The following is a 16,075-nucleotide window of genomic DNA, read 5'->3' as shown; positions in this document are numbered from 1 at the left end:
TGCTCAGATCAGCCGCATGCCCCGCAGGCTCGCATGCCCGCTCTTGCCGACGATGATGTGGTCGTGCACGGCAATCCCCAGCGGCTTTGCGATCTCGATGATCGCCTTGGTCATCTGGATATCGGCCTGCGAGGGCGAGGGGTCGCCGCTGGGATGGTTGTGGACGAGAATGATGGCGGTCGCCGATAGCTCCAGCGCGCGCTTGATCACCTCGCGCGGATAGACCGGGGTGTGGTCGACGGTGCCGGTTTGCTGCACCTCGTCGGCAATCAGCTGGTTGCGCTTGTCGAGGAAGAGCAGGCGAAACTGCTCCTTGTCGGCGAAGGCCATGCTGGAGCGGCAATAGGCGATCACCTCGTTCCACGACGACAGCGCGTTGCGGCTGTTGACCCCGCCCTTGGCAACGCGGTGCGCCGCCGCCGCGATCAGCTTGAGCTGGTTGATCGCGGCCTCGCCGACGCCGTCGACCTCGCGCAAGCGCGCCACCGGTGCATGAACGACTTCGGCGAACGAGCCGAACGTCTTGATCAGCAGCTTCGCCAGCGGCTTGGTGTCGCGCCGCGGCAGCGCCGGAAACAGCGCCATCTCCAATAGCTCGTAATCGCTGAGCGCATCCGCGCCGGCGCTGTAGAAGCGCTCGCGCAGCCGCTCGCGGTGGCCGAGATAATGCGGCGTGTCCTCGGGCTTGCTCTTGTCGTGGTCGGCTTTGGCGGGCATCGACCGCCAGCATTGCCTTGTCGCGGGCGTTTTTCAACCGGCAATTGCAAGGGCGTCCCTCATGGCTTCCGCACGGGCACGGTCACCGCCAGGACGCCTCGCGCCGGCGAGACCCAGCGCGACGCCGATGACCTTCTGGCCGTTGATCGTCCGGCGCCCGCGCCCGGTCATCAGCGCATGAGCACGAACAGCGGCGGAGTCGCGTTGAGCACCCCGGCGAGACCGCTTGGGATATGCGTTTCGCCCCAGCTGATCAGTGTGAAGGGCAATGCGCTCTGCAGCAGTCCCTGCACGAGGAGGGCCGCCCAGATCGATCTCTGGCGGGGAAAGGGATGTCCCTGTGCGATCGCGGCGCAGATCAGGACCATTGCCGCGATCGTGACCCGCGCGGCAACCATGGTGAACGGCGGTACCGTCGCGAGCGTAATCTTGATCAGCGCGAACGAGCTGCCCCAGATCAGCGAGAGCAACAGCCCGACCTCCAGGGACAAGGTCGTTCGCGGCGAAATTGCCTGGGGTGCCTGCCAAGCGCCTGATCGACCAGACCGATATGACCTTGGCGGAGATTGCCTTCGCCGCCGGGTTCGGCAGCGTCCGCCGCTTCAACGATGCGATTGCCGCCACCTACAAGCGGCCGCCGTCATCGTTCCGCCGGCGGCGATAGGCCAGGCGACAAGATCACCCGATCTGCTTCTCGCCGTGCCGCTCCGACAGCGTGAAGATCTCGACGCCCGTCGCAGTCACGCCGACCGAGTGCTCGAACTGCGCCGACAGCGAGCGGTCGCGCGTCACCGCGGTCCAGCCGTCGGACAGGATCTTCACATGCGGCTTGCCGAGATTGATCATCGGCTCGATGGTGAAGAACATGCCGGGCTTGAGCTGAACGCCTTCGCCGGGCCGGCCGATATGGATGATGTTCGGCTCGTCGTGGAACATGCGCCCGAGGCCATGGCCGCAGAAATCGCGCACTACGCTCATGCCCTGCGGTTCCACAAAACTCTGGATGGCATGGCCGATGTCGCCGGTGGTGGCGCCGGGCTTCACCGCGGCGATGCCGCGCATCATCGCTTCATAGGTCACTTCGATCAGCCGCTCGGCCTTGCGGGCGATCGGGCCGACCGCGTACATGCGGCTGGAATCGCCGTACCAGCCGTCGACGATGAAGGTGACGTCGATGTTGACGATGTCGCCTTCCTTCAGCGGACGGTCGCCGGGCATGCCGTGGCAGACCACGTGGTTGAGCGAGGTGCAGGTCGAATAGCGATAGCCGCGATACATCAGCGTCGCCGGATAGGCGCCGTGGCTGAAGGCGAAGTCGCGGACGAATTCATCGATGCGCTCGGTCGGCACGCCCGGCCCGACGATGTCGGTCAGCTCGTCGAGGCACTTCGCCACCAGGGCGCCCGCCTTGCGCATGCCGGCAAAGGCGGCCGGCCCGTGCAGCTTGATCTGGCCGGTCTTGCGCAGGGAGGTATCGGTGGCTTCGACGTAGCTCATGCGGATAATTGTCTCTGGGCTCGAGGGCCCGGTTTCAGTGTGGCGGAAAGGCTTGATTTCTTGGCCTAATTTAATGATTGCCGGCCCTGGTGCAAGCCAAGCCTACCCGCCAGACGCCGGAAAGGGCTCAATTCGGGACTTCTACGGTGGTTTCGACCGGCAGTGCCCCGCCACGGACGCGGATTTCGCGGACGGGATAGGGAACCCGGATGCCCTCGCGCTTGAAGGCGTCCCATAATGCCAGCATCACGTCGCTCTTGACATTGTCCATGCCGTCGGGGTCCGCAAGCCAGAAGGTGAGCGAGAATTTCATGCCGGCCTCGGCGAACTCGATCAGGATGCAGTTCGGCGGCTTGGCCTTTTGGGCGCGCGGATGGGTGGCCGCGGTGGCGATCGCGAGCCTGCAGACCAGCTTCGGGTCGGCGTCGTAGTTGGTGCCGAAGGGAATCTTCACCAGCGTGTTCTTGTCGGTGTAGGTCCAGTTGACGACCTTCTGCGTCACCAGGTCCTCGTTCGGCACCAGGAATTCGCGGCCGTCGCCGGCGGCCACGGAAATATAGCGCGTCTTCATCGCGCTGATGCGCCCGGTGTTGTCGCCGATGGTGACGAGGTCGCCCGGCTTCACCGATTTGTCGGCGAGCAGGATGATGCCGGAGATGAAGTTGGCGACGATCTTCTGCAGGCCGATACCGATTCCGACGCCGACCGCGCCGGAGAAAACGGCAAGGGCGGAGAGGTCGATGCCGACGGTGCCGAGCGCGATCACGATCGCGACCGCAAGGAGCCCGATGCGGATGATCTTGATCAGCAGCACCTGCACCGAGGGCGTCAGATCGGTCGTCGAGTTGATCTTGCTCTCGGCGAAATTGCTGGCGATGTTGGTGAGCCAGAGCGCGAAGATCAGCAAGGCGCCGGCCTTGAGCACCAGGAGCGGTGTCAGTCTGAGACCGCCGAGCACGATGGCGTAGGAATCGAGCAGGTCGACCGTGGCATCGAGCTGGCCGAGGATGGACAAGGCTGCGACGAACCAGGCCGCCACCGACACCAGCCTGACGAAGAAGGCGTTGCGCAGCACCGAGGTCACCAGCCGGACCGCGAGCCAGGCAAGCCCGAGCTTGGCGGCGACCATCAACAGATAGCTGCGGCTCGGCCAGGTCGCGTGATACATGACCACCCGGGCGATGATCACGAGCAGGGTGAACACCGCGGTCGAGCCGCTCGCGACCATCACGCGGGCAAAGTGCCGGAGCGGCAGCGGCCAGCGCATCGCCAGCGACGTCATGTCGATGCGACTACGAATGGCGGCTTCCGCCGCATAGGCGATCCCTGCGGCCGCCAGAATGAGTCCGAATTGCAGGTAGAACCAGGGCGAGGAGATTTCCGCCCCGACGCTGCGCGCGGTGGCCTGCACGAACTCCATGAGGTCTTTGAGGTCCATGTCCATCGGGGCGGTCTCGTCGGGAAGCAGGCGGGAGGAATGATTCGAAGGCGCCGCAGAATCCCACAAGGGCAGCAGCCGGGCCATCGATACACCGCGAAGTGAAGCGCGTTAAGCCCGCAAAATACGGTCAGATTGCCGCGAGCGGCGAAAATGGGTTGGCGGGCTGGTGCGGCGACGATAAGGATGCAAATCCAGCGATTTGTACCCGGAAGGTGGATGGCCTCCCTCGACTCCTTCAGCATCGCCATTCTGCTCGGCGCCGTCCTCGTCATGGCCGGTATTCTGTCGAGCCTGCTCGCGCTGCGCTTCGGAGCGCCGTTGCTGCTGGTCTTCCTCGCAATCGGCATGCTGGCGGGTGATTCAGGCCCCGGCCAGCTCCAGTTCAACGATGTCGGCACCACCTATCTGGTCGGGTCGGTGGCGCTGGCCCTGATCCTGTTCGACGGCGGCTTGAAGACGCGCTTTGCCAGCATCCGCACCGTGCTCGCGCCATCCGTGATGCTCGCGACCGTCGGCGTGCTCCTCACCGCGCTGATCACGGCGCCGTTCGCGAAATACGCGCTCGACCTCAACTGGGCGGAATCGCTGCTGGTCGGCGCGGTGGTCGCCTCGACCGATGCGGCAGCCGTGTTCCTGCTGGTGCACACACAGGGCCTGCGTCTGCGTCCGCGTGTCGGGGCGACGCTGGAGGCGGAATCCGGCACCAACGATCCCTTCGCGATCTTCCTCACCCTGATGCTGGTCGAATACATCTCGCTGGGCGCGAGCACGCCCGGCCATGTGGCGATGGAGTTCGTCCAGGAGGCGGCGCTCGGCGCCGTCGTCGGCGTGATCGGCGGACGTCTGGTCGTCATCGGGCTGAACAAGGTCGCGCTGCCGCAGGGCCTGCATGCGCCGTTCGTCACCACGGCCGCGCTCGTCATCTTCGGCGGTTCGCAGATCATGCATGCTTCCGGCTTCCTCGCCGTCTATCTCGCCGGCATCATCATCGGCAACCGGCCGACGCGGGCGCATAATTCGGTGGTGGCGTTTCTGGATGCCGCGACCTGGCTGGCGCAGATCGTGATGTTCGTGTTGCTCGGCCTCCTGGTGTCGCCGAGCCGGCTCGGCTCCAGCGTGCTGCCGGCGATTGCTGTCTCGCTGGTGCTGATGCTGGTGGCGCGGCCGATCGCGGTGTTCGTGTGCCTCGCGCCCTTCCGCTTCAACTGGCGCGAAAAGATCTTCATCGCCTGGACCGGCTTGCGCGGTGCCGTCGCGATCTTCCTGGCCTCGATCCCGATGCTGGTCGGCCTGTCGAAGGCCTATCTCTATTTCGACGTCGCCTTCGTCGTCGTGATCATCTCGCTGCTGCTGCAGGGCTGGACGCTGGCGCCGGCCGCCCGCAAGCTGCATGTGGCGCTGCCGCGTGCCGAGCGCGGCCCGCGGCGTGTCGAGCTGGACCTGCCCGGCCAACTCGAGCAGCAGCTGGTCGGCTATCCGGTGCGGCCCAAGAGTCTTTATTTCCGCCGCGGGCTGATTCCGTCCTGGTCCAAGCCGACGCTGGTGATCCGCAACGAGAACATTTTATCGCCGACCGAAGCCGAGCCGGTCGCGCCCGGCGACTACATCTACCTGCTGGCCCCGCCGGAAAAGGCCGAGGCGCTCGACCGCTTCTTCGTCGACATGCAGCCGAGTACGGCGCCCGACCCGCATCTGCTCGGAGACTTCATGGTGTCGGGTGAGCACACGCTTGCCGAGCTCGCCGAGATCTACGGCGTGAAGGTCAGCGAAGATGAAGGCAAGCTGACGCTGGCCGATTATTTCGACGTCCATCTCGACCGTGCGCCGAAGGAAGGCGCCGAGCTCGCACTTGACGCAATCGTGCTTGTTGCACGCTCGATCTCCGGCGGCCGCGTCAGCGTCATCGGCCTCCGCCTGCCGGAAGAAGACGAGACACCGGCGCCGCTGACGCGGAGGCAAGCGCTGCGGGAGAAGCTCGCGGAGATATGGACGTCGGTGGCGGGGGTTTGACAGTGCGGTAGGGTGGGCAAAGCGAAGCGTGCCCACGCATTTTTCGTGATCGAGAGAGATGGTGGGCACGGCGCAAGGGCGCCTTTGCCCACCCTACGAAAGTCGCCGCGAGGATATGGGTGTATAACGTCGTGCTCGCCCGCCTCCGTCGTGGCGACTTTGCCCGACAACCGCCACCAAATCGCCGCATCAGCCGAAGATTTGCGCGGCTTCGTGACTCCTGGTTCCGGAACGCTCCGCGACGTCAGTAGTTCTAAGCCGCATAAGGGTCAACGCATCTGACAGGAGCAATCCATGCGAAAACTCATTCTGCCCGCCATCATCGCAATTGGCCTGGGATCAGCGGCGCCGGCCATGGCCTATGACACGGGCGATCAGGTCTCGATGCAGGCCGCGCTCGACGCCGCGACCGACCTTGGTGTGGTCACGGTCTCGGAGACGAACTTCCTCGGCGACGAATGGCAGATCGAAGGTCGCGACATCAGAGGTCGCTGGATGGAGGTCGACGTCGACGCCCGGACCGGCGATGTGCGCAACGTCGATCGCGGCTGGTAGTCAGCCGCCAGTCATGTGACGTAGCCCGGATGGAGCGTAAGCGTAATCCGGGGACAGTCTCTCCCGCAGCACCGTCCCGGATTGCGCTCCGCTCCATCCGGGCTACATGCCTATGTCAGCACCTTCACCCCGCCGAACGACGTCACCCGGCCCTGCCTCAGCATCACGATCTGCGTTGCGAGCTGACGCAACTCGGCGACGTCGTGGCTGACATAGACCATGGGGACATTGGCTTCGTCGCGCAGCCGCACCAGGTAGGGCAGGATCTCGAGCTTGCGGGCCTCATCGAGCGCGCCGAGCGGCTCGTCGAGCAGCAAGAGGCGCGGCTTCGACAGCAGTGCGCGGCCGAGCGCGACGCGCTGGCGTTCGCCACCGGAGAGCTTTCCTGGACGCCGATCAAGCAGCGCGCCGATGTCGAGCAGCTCGACGACTCGCGTGTGCTGCGCCGGATCCGACGCGAGGCGGTTCATCCGCCGGCCATAATCGAGATTTTGCGCGACGTCGAGATGCGGAAACAGCCGCGCGTCCTGGAACACGTAGCCGATGCGGCGGCGCCAGGTCGGCACATGAATGCCGGCAGCGGTGTCGTCGACGGTCTCGCCGTCGATGACGATGGTGCCGCGGTCAGGTCGCAACAGGCCTGCGATCATGTTGATCAGCGAGGTCTTGCCGGCGCCGGAGGCGCCGAACAGGCCGGTGACGCGCCCCTGGCTCGAGAACGAGGCTTCGAGCGAGAATTCGCCGAGCTGTTTTTCGACGTCGACGCGCAGCATGGTCAATTCCCGTGCAGGCGCTGCGTGGCGCGGCGGGCGAACCATTCGGCGACAATGAGCGCGCCGAGGGCGAGCACGATCGAGACGATCACGAGCCGCCCCGCGGCGGCGTCGCCATCCGGTGTCTGGATCAGGGAATAGATCGCCGACGAAATCGTCTGGGTCTCACCGGGAATGTTGGAGACGAAGGTGATGGTGGCGCCGAACTCGCCGATCGCCTTGGCAAAGCCGAGCACCATGCCGGCGAGCACGCCGGGCAGTGCCAGCGGCAGCGTCACCGTGAAGAACACCTTGAAGGGCGCGGCGCCCAGCGTCTCGGCGGCCTGCTCGAGCCGGCGATCGATCGCTTCGATCGACAACCGCATCGGCCGCACCAGCAGTGGAAACGACATCACGCCGCAGGCGAGCGCAGCTCCAGTCCAGCGGAAGGCGAAGACGATGCCCAGATGGTCGGCGAGAAAGCCGCCGACGAGGCCGCGGCGGCCGAAGGTGAGCAGCAGCAAATAGCCTGTGACGACCGGCGGCAGCACCAGGGGAAGATGCACGAAGGCATCCAGCACCGACTTGCCCCAAAAGTCCTTGCGCGCGAGCAGCCACGCCAAGGCAATGCCGAATGGCGTTGCCACCAGCGTCGCGATGATGGCGACCCTGAGCGAGAGCAGGATCGCCGTCCATTCGGCGGGGGAGATGTCGAGCATCAAGCGATAAAGCTAGGTCGTCGGGGTGATCAGGAATTTAAAACCGTATTTCTCGAAAATGGTCTTGGCGGCCGACGAGCGCAGGAAGGTGAGATAGTCGTTGGTCTCGCCCTTCCCGGTCGTGGTCGCCGCCACTGGATAGATGATCGCCGGATGGGAGTCCGCCGGGAAGGTGCCGACGATCTTCACGCCGGGTTCGACCTTGGCGTCGGTGGAATAGACGATGCCGAGCGCGGCCTCGCCGCGCGCCACCAGCGTCAGCGCAGCGCGCACGCTCTCGGCCATGGCGAATTTCGGCTCGGCCGCCTGCCAGGCGCCCAGCTTTTCAAGCGCGGCCTTGGCGTACTTTCCGACCGGCACCGACTTGACGTCGCCGGTCGCGATCCTGCCGTCGCCGGCGAGCTTGGCGAGGTCGAAGCCCTGTGAAATGGTGACGTTGTCGACCTTCGAGTCCTTCGGCGCGATCAGCACGATGCTGTTGCCGAGCAGGTTGGCTCTGGAAGCCTCGTTGATGGTCTTCTTGGACACCGCATAGTCCATCCAGTCGGTGTCGGCGGAGACGAACACGTCGGCCGGCGCGCCCTGCTCGATCTGTTTTGCCAGAACCGAGCTCGCCGCGTAGCTGACGCTGAACTTGATGCCTGACTTGGCCGTATACGCGGCATCGACCTCGTCGAGCGCGTTCTTCATCGACGCCGCGGCGAACACGGTGATGGTCTTGTCCTCGGCGCTGGCTGGCGAGAGACTCGTGCCCGCGAGCATGATGAAGGCGGTGAAAAGTCCGGCAAGTCGAGACATGGATGGCGCTCCGTGCGAGCCCGCGCGCGCAGGACGCACGCGCAAATCTGGCGTTGGGTGGGTCGGTCGCGACGGGCGGAAGCGCTGTTCCACGTGTCCCCACGACGGCTTACGGCCGGCAGGGAGATCGCAATTGCGAAGATAGCAGGCCGGCGCCGAAGGTCAAAGCCGGGTGTTTGTCCCAAGCTCAAGCTATTGCGTCGGCAGGATCGAAATCGAGAGCGAATTGTCCCTGGCGCCGCTGATTTGCAGCACGAACGGCTTGTCCGAGAGCTGGTATTTCATGGTCTTGCGGATGCCGTCGCAATCGGTCGCGCCGCTAAAGGCCACGGGCTTGAGGAAATGGCCGTCCTGGACCAGATCGACCCAGGCGCCCGAGGACAGGCTGATCGTGTAGAGCCCGGCCTTCGCGTCCTTGATGCTGGTGAAGCCGGCATAGGTGCCATCCTTCGGTGCCCGCTCCGGCGGCGAGGGTAGTTTGACCTCCTGCTGCGCGACCAGCGCCAGCGTGATCGCCGATGACGGGATCGCGGCCTGCTCGCTTCCCGAAGCCAGCCTCGCACGATCAGGTGCGGTCAGCGCGGCGCGATCACGCTCAATCGGCCATTTGAACTTGTCGCAGCCGCTCGGCTCCTCGGCGGCGAATGCGGAGGTTGCGCCGACCGAGAGTACGGCAAGGAGAGCGAGGACGCGCATGTCAAATCTCATCATTGGCCACGCGAAGACGCGGGCGTGCGGTCAGTTTCTTGTTGGTGGCGGGATGCGCATTCCCGGAAATGCTGCGGGCTTACGGCCGAGCGGCGCGGCGATCCTAGCGCATTTGGGACGAGCGGACCAACCAACGACTCTGTCATCCCGGGCGCGCTTCGCGCCCAACAGCGGTGTGTGTGGCGTCGGCCCCACGCCCTATCGCTTCGCGTCCGGCGCGTGCAGCACGGCTTTGCAGGCCGCCGGCATCTGCGCCAGTGTGATCGGGGGCTTCGGCTTCGGCGGCTCCGCCGGCGGCTTGGGATGCAGCACGCCCTCGCTGAACCAATAGGCGAGATCGGAGGGCTTGCAGCCTTCGTCCTCGGATTGCGACGGCTGGCCCTCGCATTCGCCTGATCCCGCCGGGCAGCGCATGCGGATGTGGAAATGATAGTCGTGGCCCCACCAGGGGCGGATCTTCGACAGCCAGGAGCGGTCGCCCTTGGCCTCGCGGCACAGCGCCTTCTTGATCGCGGGATTGACGAAGATGCGCTGCACCGCAGGTTCCTGCGCCGCGTCGCGCAGCACCAGCACATGGCTCGGCGTGAACACTTTGGGATCGATGTCGAGGCGGTCCTCGCGCACCATCATCACCGCGGACATCTCCTCGCGCTCCTCGCGCGAGAGCCGATGATCCGGCATCGGCGTCAGCCAGATGTCAGCATCCAGTCCGATCTGATGGCTGGCGTGGCCTGACAGCGCCGGCCCGCCGCGCGGTTGGCCGATGTCGCCGACCAGAATGCCCGGCCATCCGGCGTCCTTGTGCGCCTTGGCAGCGAGGCGCTTGATCAGCGCGATCATGTCCGGATGGCCGTAATTGCGGTTACGCGACAGCCGCATCACCTGCCAGAAGTCGCCGTTAACAGGCATCTGCTGCGCGCCGCCGATGCAGCCCTTCACATAGGAGCCGATGACACGCGTCGGCCCCGTCGAGGGCAGGAGCTTGCGCGCGAACAGCTCCTTGGCGGCGGTCTTGGGATCGTTCGGATGGGCGAGCGGCGGCAACGGCTTCGGGTTGACGCTGCCCTTGTCCTGGGCCAGTGCGCCGCCGGCCAGGAGCGTCATGACAAGCAGGAGAGGGACGGTACGGCGGGGACTCATGCTGATTCCTTATAGCCCAACGCAGCGCCAGGGTCACCGAACGATCCGGCCCCCTCATCCGGGCGGGATTCTTAACGGCGTGATAACTTTATCCTGCATTGACCAAAATTCATGCGCGGAACGCGATACGCTTGCTTTCTGCATGCAAGTGGACCCGCGTTCCGGAACTGATTCATGGAGACTGCGCGTTTTTGTATCTCCTCTCGCGCCGATCGCGACGCGGGGAGCCGGTTCGGCGCGCCTGATGACGCATCTCGCGCCTCGCAAACGGGCAAATCAGTCCGGCGCGCAGCGGCAGCTCCGTGACCCGCCGACCCAGGATTACTTTTCTTTCAGACACTTGGAGCAAGACTTGCGGCCGCTGGGTGCGGCTAGGACGCGTGAAGTTGAGTTTGGGGTCGAAAGAAACAAAAAAGCGAAAGCGCACCGTGCTTGCTGGAGGCGGCCGACAGCCGCGCAAGCCGCGATTTGCGCCCACGCCTCGTCCGCTCATCCAACGCGACCAGCTCATGCAGAGCCGTGCGGAGGCTGAAACTGTTATCGCGGAGGCGCGCAAATCGCATGAGCGGCTGCGCCAGGCCGTCGACCTCCTGCCGCAGGGCATCGTGATTCTGGATCCCGAAGGCCGCTACGTCCTCTGGAACAAGCAGTACGCCGAGATCTACAGCAAGACCGCCGATCTGTTTCAGGAAGGTGCGCGCCTCGAAGACACGCTGCGTGTCGGCGTTGCCCGCGGCGACTATCCGGAAGCCGCAGGCCATGAGGAGGAATGGATCGCCGCGCGGCTGAAGAAGCTCTACGAGCCCGGCAAGCGCCACGAGCAGACGCTGTCCGACGGCCGCGTCATCCTGATCGAGGAACGCCGCACCGATGACGGCGGCGTGGTCGGCCTGCGCGTCGACATCACCGAATTGAAGCAGCGCGAGGCCTCGTTCCGCCTGCTGTTCGATGGCAATCCCGTCCCCATGATCGTCTGTGCGCTGGATGACGAGCGCATTCTCGGCGTCAATGATGCCGCGATCGCGCATTACGGCTATAGCCGCGCCGAGTTCGAGCGGCTGAAGATCCGCTCCCTGCAGGCCTTCGACAGCGAGCCGCCCTGGACCGATCGCTCCGGTGAGGAGCAGGCCGGCCGCACCTGGAAGCACGTCAAGGCCGACGGTGCGCTGATCGATCTCGCGATCTATTCGCGCGAACTGACCTATCACGAACGGCCCGCGGTGCTGCTCGCGCTGATGGACATCACCGAACGCAAGCGCGCCGAGGCGCGGCTCACCTTCATGGCTCAGCATGACGGGCTGACCGGGCTTCCGAACCGCAACAAGTTGCGCCAGGCCATGGACGAGATGCTGGTGCACACACGCCGCAGCGCCGAGAAGGTCGCGGTGCTGATGCTCGGGCTCGACAATTTCAAGTCGGTCAACGACACGCTGGGTCATGCGGTCGGCGACAAGCTGCTGCGCGGCGTCGCCAAGCGCCTGCGCTCGACCTTGCGCGAGGAAGACGCGCTGGCGCGGCTGAACTCCGACGAGTTCGCGGTGGTGCAAAGCGGCCTGACGCGGCCCGAAGACGCCGTGATGCTGGCGAAGCGGCTGCTCGAGGCCATCGCCGATCCCTATCTGCTCGATGGCCATTCCGTGGTGATCGGCGCCTCCATCGGCATCGCGATGGCGCCCGGCGACGGTGATGAGTCCGAAAAGCTGCTCAAGAGCGCCGGCATGGCGCTGTCACGCGCCAAGCTGGACGCGCGCGGCAGCTTCGCCTTCTTCGAGGCCGCGCTGGATGCAAAAGCGCAGAGCCGCCGCAAGATCGAGGTCGAGCTGCGCGATGCGATCCAGAACGACGTGCTGCGACCGTATTACCAGCCGCTGATCGACCTCTCGAGCGGCCGCATTACCGGTTTCGAGGCGCTGGTGCGCTGGCCGCATGCCGAGCGCGGCATGGTCTCGCCGGCCGAGTTCATCCCGGTTGCGGAAGAAACCGGCCTGATCAATCCGCTCGGCGGCCTGATGCTGCGCCGGGCCTGTCTTGACGCGGCGACCTGGCCCGATGACGTTCGCGTTGCCGTCAACCTGTCGCCGCTCCAGTTCCGCAGCGGCAATCTGCTGTCGATGGTGACGGACGCGCTGAAACATTCCGGGCTGCCGCCGCGCCGGCTCGAGCTCGAGATCACCGAGACGCTGCTGCTCGAGAAGAGCGCGCAGGTGCTGGCGACGCTGCATGCGCTGCGCGCCCTCGGGGTGCGCATCTCGATGGACGATTTCGGCACCGGCTATTCCAGCCTGAGTTATTTGCGCAGCTTCCCGTTCGACAAGATCAAGATCGATCAGTCCTTCGTGCGCGATCTCGGCGCCAACCGCGAGGCCCAGGCGATCATCCGCTCCATCGTCAGCCTCGGCAGAGGCCTCGGCGTCATCATCACGGCCGAAGGCGTCGAGACCGAGGCCGAGCTGAGCTGTCTGCGCACCGAGGGCTGCGACGAGGGTCAGGGCTTTCTGTTCAGCAAGGCCCGCCCGAACGCCGAGATCATCGGCCTCCTGGCGGCGCAGCGCGGCATCGACGCCGCGGACGAGGACGCCGCGCTGGTCGCGTGAGGCGGACGCTTTCACCTGGCTCCTGATCAGCTTGTCGCGCCATCGGGATCAATGCTACGTTTTGTAGCATAGAACCCTCCAGGAGGCACGCCATGAAGAAGCCGGTCCGCCGCAGTGCGGCTGCGGTTCGCGCCGAGGCGCCGGACCTGGAGCTCGAGGACGCGTCGATGAGCGATATCATCGACGCCCTCGCAGGCGGGCGCGTTACCGCAACCACGCTGACGAAAGCCTATCTCGCGCGCATCGCGGCCTATGACCGCAGCGGATCGATGCTGAACTCCGTCCGCGCGCTCAATCCGGACGCGCTCGCGATCGCTGGCACGCTCGACGGCACCAGACCGTCGGCCAAGCGCCCGCTGGCCGGCGTGCCGATCCTGGTGAAGGACAACATCGCGACATCAGACAAGCAGCCGACGACGGCAGGCTCGCTGGCGCTGGAAGGCGCGCGCGCGAGGCGCGATGCCACCGTCATCAAGCTGCTGCGCAAGGCCGGCGCGGTGATCCTCGGCAAGGCGAATTTGACCGAGTTTTCGAACATGCTCGCGATCGAGATGCCCTCCGGCTACTCGTCATTGGGCGGTCAGGTGAAGAACCCCTATGCGCCGGCACTGATGGACGATCGGGGCATCCCGCTCGTAACCCCGGGCGGCTCGAGCGCGGGTTCGGCGGTCGCCGTCGCAGCGGGTCTGTGCGCGGCGTCTGTTGGCACCGAGACCTCCGGTTCGCTGTTGTTCCCCGCGAGTCAGAATGGCCTCGTCACCGTCAAGCCGACAGTCGGGCTGATCAGCCGCGCCGGCATCTTGCCGATCGCGCACAGCCTGGACACGGCGGGGCCGATGACGCGCACGGTGCGTGATGCGGCGATGTTGCTCAACGTGCTGGCGGCGAAGGATCCGCGCGACCTCGCGACAGAAAAGCAGCGGCGGCCCGCCGATTACACCGCCGATCTCACGCGTGATGCGCTGAAGGGGGCGCGCATCGGCGTGCCGAGCGACCCCGCTGACCCCTTCAACGATCCCTTCTACGGCAAGCTGCCGTCCGAATGGACGAAGGTGATGGCGCAGGCGATCAAGGCGCTAGCGGATCTCGGCGCCGTCATCGTGCGCGCCGGCATGCCCACCGCCGGCTGGATGAGCGGACCGGGTACGATCATGGCCGTGCTCAACCGCAATCCGCTGAGCGGCAACAAGAGCAATCCGGTCACGCAGCGGATCGTGTTCATCTACGAGCTGAAGCGCGATCTCAATCTCTATCTGAAGGATTGGGCGACCAATACCGACATCAAGACCATCACCGACATCGTCGCCTTCAATGCGGCGAATGCGGACAGGGCGATGCGTTTCGGTCAGGACCTGTTTCTCGCCGCCGACCTCACGAGAGGCGATTTGCGCGAGCGCGAGTACAGGTTCGCACTTGCCATGGACTTTCTCAGCGCCAGGACCCGCGGCATGGACGCCTACATGAATCAGCATAGGCTCGATGCCGTCCTGTTCCCCGGCAGCGGAGGTGCGGCGATCGCCGCCAGGGCCGGCTATCCCAGCGTCATGGTGCCCGCGGGTCTCGTTTCGGGCGTCGACGGCAAGGATACGCCCGACTATCCGCTCGGCGTCACCTTCGCAGGCAGAGCCTGGAGCGAGCACAAGCTGTTGCGCCTGGCTTACGCCTACGAGCAGGCCTCGAACATGCGCTGGGCGCCGCCCGGCCTGCCGGCCCTCCGCGCACCCGCGCAGGCCTGAACCTTCGGGCGGGCGTGATCGCCGCTGCGCTCAAGACGGTGAACTGCTTTGCCCCAGCCGCGGCTCCGTGCCCGCCAGCAGCCGCCCAATGTTGGCGCGATGGCGCATGATCACGTAGAGCGCGCCTGCGGTCACCAGCAGCCGATAGGGCAACGGCTGCGGCAAGCCGCAAACGAGAACGATGGCTGTCACCGCTGCGAGCATCGAGCTGAGTGAGACGATCCGCCCGATCGCCAGCGCGATGCCGAACACGGCCGCCGCCCCGAGTCCCACCGGCGACGACATCGCCAGCAGCACGCCGAGCCCGGTCGCTGCCGATTTGCCGCCCGTGAAGTTCAACCAGATCGAGCGGCCATGGCCCAGCAGCGCGGCAATGCCGGCGAGGCACACGATCCATGGCACCCAGACTTGCAATTCGGCCGCTGTCGGTGGCGTCTGCGATAGCACTGTCGCGAGCCAGGGACACAACCGGCGCGCAACGAGGACAGCAGCCATGCCCTTCAGCACATCGATGATCAGCACCGCAAGCGCGGGCCATTTGCCGAGCGTCCGCAACACATTCGTGGCACCCGTGGACCTGGAGCCGTGCTCGCGAATGTCGATTCCTTGAAGCAGTTTTCCGGCCAGGTAGCCCGTCGGGATCGCGCCGAGCAGATAGGCGATCACCGATCCAATTGCGCCCGCAATCCAGAAAGCCATCGTTTTCTGTCCAAGGAGTTTGAGTCCAATGTGCCGCAGTCGACATTTTATCGCGGACCTCATTCAACCGCCATGGGCGATCTGGCATCCATGCGCTATTCGAATGCTGCCATCATGCCTGCGATGCTTTCCTCAAAAAAAAGCGCATTCACGGCCCGGCCATGTCGGCACGGACCGGTCTCGACCGTCCTTGGGTGGACTACCTCGCAAGACATGCCGGATATGAGCTCCGGCGCGCGTGAAGCGATGTCGTCCCGCCGAGCTGATGAAATCGAACTGGAGCAATACCCATGAGGATCACCGTCGAAACCAGCATCGCAGCCCCGATCGCTCAGGTCTGGCGCACCTATACGACGCCTGCCGACATCGTGAAGTGGAACGCCGCGTCGGACGACTGGCACACGACCAAAGCGACCGTCGACCTGCGCGAAGGCGGCGTGTTCTCGTCACGCATGGAGGCCAAGGACGGCAGCATGGGGTTCGACTTCGCAGGCACCTACACCAAGATCGTCGAGCACAAGCGGATCGAATATGCGTTCGGTGATCGCAAGGCGGAAGTCGACTTCGTGCCGGTGGCGAAGGGTGTGACCGTCCGCGTCGTCTTCGATGCTGAATCGACCCACTCGGTCGAGCAGCAGCAGGGCGGCTGGCAGGCGATCCTCGACAATTTCGCGCGATACGTGGAAGCGAGGCAGAAGGCGTCGTAAGT

16 protein-coding genes are annotated in these 16,075 nt (G+C 65.3%); 6 read left to right on the top strand and 10 right to left on the bottom strand.

From position 1 onward, the window contains the following. Nucleotides 1–3 precede the first annotated feature (3 nt). Nucleotides 4–717 carry a RadC family protein gene (gene radC, locus XH88_RS05925; protein WP_271614481.1) on the bottom strand — a complete coding sequence of 238 codons (714 nt, stop codon included), beginning with the start codon at nt 715–717 and terminating at the stop codon, nt 4–6. A gap of 170 nt (nt 718–887) precedes the next feature. Next, nucleotides 888–1,208, bottom strand: coding sequence for a DMT family transporter (locus XH88_RS05920; RefSeq protein WP_271614480.1), 321 nt, complete (start codon nt 1,206–1,208; stop codon nt 888–890). Nucleotides 1,209–1,234: 26 nt separating this feature from the next. Between XH88_RS05920 and XH88_RS05915 the strand changes: the two genes are divergently transcribed. Further along, complete coding sequence (locus tag XH88_RS05915) at nt 1,235–1,381, top strand: helix-turn-helix domain-containing protein (protein ID WP_271614479.1); 147 nt, start codon at nt 1,235–1,237, stop codon at nt 1,379–1,381. 14 nt (nt 1,382–1,395) lie between these two features. Here XH88_RS05915 and map read toward each other — a convergent pair whose 3' ends face one another. Together map and XH88_RS05905 are read right to left on the bottom strand one after the other, a co-directional pair. After that, nucleotides 1,396–2,214, bottom strand: coding sequence for a type I methionyl aminopeptidase (gene map, locus XH88_RS05910; RefSeq protein ID WP_092292883.1), 819 nt, complete (start codon nt 2,212–2,214; stop codon nt 1,396–1,398). A gap of 127 nt (nt 2,215–2,341) precedes the next feature. Continuing rightward, nucleotides 2,342–3,658 (bottom strand): mechanosensitive ion channel family protein, encoded by a 1,317-nt coding sequence (locus XH88_RS05905; RefSeq protein WP_271614478.1) that lies wholly within the window; start codon nt 3,656–3,658, stop codon nt 2,342–2,344. 213 nt (nt 3,659–3,871) lie between these two features. Here XH88_RS05905 and XH88_RS05900 point away from each other — a divergent pair, with 213 nt between their 5' ends. Both XH88_RS05900 and XH88_RS05895 read left to right on the top strand, forming a co-directional pair. Continuing rightward, nucleotides 3,872–5,665, top strand: a complete 1,794-nt coding sequence (locus XH88_RS05900; protein WP_271614477.1) for a potassium/proton antiporter — start codon at nt 3,872–3,874, stop codon at nt 5,663–5,665. 294 nt (nt 5,666–5,959) lie between these two features. Beyond that, nucleotides 5,960–6,220 carry a hypothetical protein gene (locus tag XH88_RS05895; protein WP_271614476.1) on the top strand — a complete coding sequence of 87 codons (261 nt, stop codon included), beginning with the start codon at nt 5,960–5,962 and terminating at the stop codon, nt 6,218–6,220. 110 nt (nt 6,221–6,330) lie between these two features. Here XH88_RS05895 and modC read toward each other — a convergent pair whose 3' ends face one another. The 5 genes from modC to mepA all read right to left on the bottom strand — a co-directional run bounded on the left by modC (nt 6,331) and on the right by mepA (nt 10,337). Next, nucleotides 6,331–6,993 (bottom strand): molybdenum ABC transporter ATP-binding protein, encoded by a 663-nt coding sequence (modC, locus tag XH88_RS05890; RefSeq protein WP_271614475.1) that lies wholly within the window; start codon nt 6,991–6,993, stop codon nt 6,331–6,333. 2 nt (nt 6,994–6,995) lie between these two features. Then, nucleotides 6,996–7,691: a molybdate ABC transporter permease subunit gene (gene modB / locus XH88_RS05885; RefSeq protein WP_271614474.1), complete on the bottom strand. Its 696-nt coding sequence runs from the start codon at nt 7,689–7,691 to the stop codon at nt 6,996–6,998. Between the two features lie 12 nt (nt 7,692–7,703). Continuing rightward, on the bottom strand, nt 7,704–8,489 hold the full coding sequence (modA, locus tag XH88_RS05880) for a molybdate ABC transporter substrate-binding protein (RefSeq protein WP_271614473.1): 786 nt from the start codon (nt 8,487–8,489) through the stop codon (nt 7,704–7,706). Nucleotides 8,490–8,681: 192 nt separating this feature from the next. After that, nucleotides 8,682–9,185 carry a hypothetical protein gene (locus XH88_RS05875; RefSeq protein WP_271614472.1) on the bottom strand — a complete coding sequence of 168 codons (504 nt, stop codon included), beginning with the start codon at nt 9,183–9,185 and terminating at the stop codon, nt 8,682–8,684. A 210-nt stretch (nt 9,186–9,395) separates the two neighbouring features. Further along, nucleotides 9,396–10,337: a penicillin-insensitive murein endopeptidase gene (mepA, locus tag XH88_RS05870; RefSeq protein WP_271614471.1), complete on the bottom strand. Its 942-nt coding sequence runs from the start codon at nt 10,335–10,337 to the stop codon at nt 9,396–9,398. A gap of 509 nt (nt 10,338–10,846) precedes the next feature. Between mepA and XH88_RS05865 the strand changes: the two genes are divergently transcribed. After that, complete coding sequence (locus XH88_RS05865) at nt 10,847–12,931, top strand: putative bifunctional diguanylate cyclase/phosphodiesterase (RefSeq protein WP_271614470.1); 2,085 nt, start codon at nt 10,847–10,849, stop codon at nt 12,929–12,931. A gap of 92 nt (nt 12,932–13,023) precedes the next feature. Then, a complete protein-coding gene (locus XH88_RS05860) occupies nt 13,024–14,667 on the top strand; it encodes an amidase family protein (RefSeq protein WP_271614469.1) in 1,644 nt (547 codons plus the stop codon). Nucleotides 14,668–14,697: 30 nt separating this feature from the next. Here XH88_RS05860 and plsY read toward each other — a convergent pair whose 3' ends face one another. Beyond that, a complete protein-coding gene (plsY, locus tag XH88_RS05855; protein ID WP_271614468.1) occupies nt 14,698–15,366 on the bottom strand; it encodes a glycerol-3-phosphate 1-O-acyltransferase PlsY in 669 nt (222 codons plus the stop codon). Between the two features lie 290 nt (nt 15,367–15,656). Here plsY and XH88_RS05850 point away from each other — a divergent pair, with 290 nt between their 5' ends. After that, complete coding sequence (locus tag XH88_RS05850) at nt 15,657–16,073, top strand: SRPBCC family protein (RefSeq protein WP_271614467.1); 417 nt, start codon at nt 15,657–15,659, stop codon at nt 16,071–16,073. Nucleotides 16,074–16,075 lie beyond the last annotated feature (2 nt).

This window comes from Bradyrhizobium sp. CCBAU 51627, from assembly GCF_028128765.1.
GTDB lineage: Bacteria > Pseudomonadota > Alphaproteobacteria > Rhizobiales > Xanthobacteraceae > Bradyrhizobium.
The sequence above is the reverse complement of the archived record's forward strand: the minus strand, read 5'-3'. Positions and strand labels throughout refer to the sequence as shown.